Genomic DNA, 1,633 nt, shown 5'->3' with positions numbered 1-1,633 from the left:
AATAAACATTCTAAGCTAAATAGTGAATTAGTTATCCGACGGGATAATTGATTCACTATTTTTGTTCTCTTGTAGAATTAAAGTAGTAGTAAAACGATATGCCCTGTCGCTTTTAGACACTTGATGTCGTAAAATAAACTGGCAGTTTTACTTAAGTTTTCAATAGTCTCTTCGAAGAATGTGGACACTTTGATGTCGAGTTTAGAAAATTAGATCTGATTTCTTAAGTCAATACGTTTTACTACTTAGCTTTAGGAGGTTTTAATCATGCAAGTTACTTTTGGAATTGATGTAAGCAAGTCTACTTCTACTGTTTGCGAGTTAATTGGTGAAAGCAAAAATGAGTTTACAATTACTAATGATCGCCCTGGCTTTATTCAGCTGCTCAAAGAACTGTCCGCTTTTTCTAAACATCCGCAAATAATTTTTGAAGCTACTGGTGTTTACTCACGCAGATTGCAGGCTTTTCTTGAAGATTATGACTATGATTATGTAATTCTTAACCCACTTAAAGCTAAAAAGGAAATGGATATGGGATTGAGACACAACAAGACTGATAAAACTGATGCTTATCACTTAGCTTTAATTCAACGGCTTCATCATCATCCAGTTAAAAAGCTTCAATCCCAAACTTATAAGCAGCTTAATTCACTGAGTCGCTTTTATGATCAGCTGACAAGTGACTTGGTAATGGCTAAAAACAGGCTTCATCAAGCCTTGCAATCAACTTTCCCTGAGATTGAAACTTTATTTTGCTCTGCCAAAGGCAAGAATTACTGGAAAATAGTTCGTCATTATCCTCACTGTGATCTGGTTGAAAAAGATGATAAAAAGCAAATCGTCAATTGGCTAATGCAATTAAAGGGTATCGGCTTTAAGCACGCACAAAAGACTGCAGATAAATTAATTGAATTGGCTCACAAAGCTTATCCTGTTGTCTCATCTGACAGCGTAGAAGCTGAACAGGCGCAATACTATGCCCATAGACTGCTCAGCTTAAGTAAACACAGAGAAAAGATAATTGAGCAAATGGTTAAAATGGCTAAGTCTTTGTCTAATCATGATTTAGAAAACCTGGAAAGCATTCCTGGCTTTGCCCAAATTACTGCAGTTAGGGTCTTGGCAGAATTAGGTGATTTACGCAGATTTAGTAACCCCAATAAAATCAATGCTTTCGTTGGAATTGATCCAGGCAGATACCAATCAGGCGAAATGGATTCCAATTTAAGCATTACTAAGCATGGCAATGCAGTGGCACGCAAACTACTTTACCGCGCTATTGGTCAAATTGCTCTTGCCTCAAAGACCAATCCTTGTCATATAGCAGACTATTATGAAAGCAAAAAGCTATCCTCTCAAACCAAAGGATTCAAGAAGATAGCTATTGCTTCAATACATAAATTAATCAGAACGATCTATGCTCTGATTATCAATGATCAACTATATGATTACAACGTAGCCACCCATAATCAAAAAGACTTTAGTCGTAATTAATTGATCAAGTACATTATAAAACTAAGCTTACAAAAATTATAGATTTGCAGGCTTATTTGTCATACTTTCGTTTAAAAATAAATCGACACAATTTTAATTAAGTCGTTAAATTATACAAAATAATAAAGCAAAACATACG

1 protein-coding gene is annotated in these 1,633 nt (G+C 35.0%); it reads left to right on the top strand.

Going from position 1 to position 1,633, the window contains the following annotated elements:
- Positions 1-267 precede the first annotated feature (267 nt).
- Positions 268-1,494 (top strand): IS110 family RNA-guided transposase, encoded by a 1,227-nt coding sequence (locus EJK17_RS11185; RefSeq protein WP_103662720.1) that lies wholly within the window; start codon positions 268-270, stop codon positions 1,492-1,494.
- The last annotated feature ends 139 nt before the right edge of the window (positions 1,495-1,633 follow it).

Origin of the sequence: Lactobacillus xujianguonis, assembly GCF_004009905.1 — a bacterium.
Taxonomy (GTDB): Bacteria; Bacillota; Bacilli; order Lactobacillales; family Lactobacillaceae; genus Lactobacillus; species Lactobacillus xujianguonis.
This window is presented reverse-complemented; position numbering and strand designations above follow the sequence as displayed.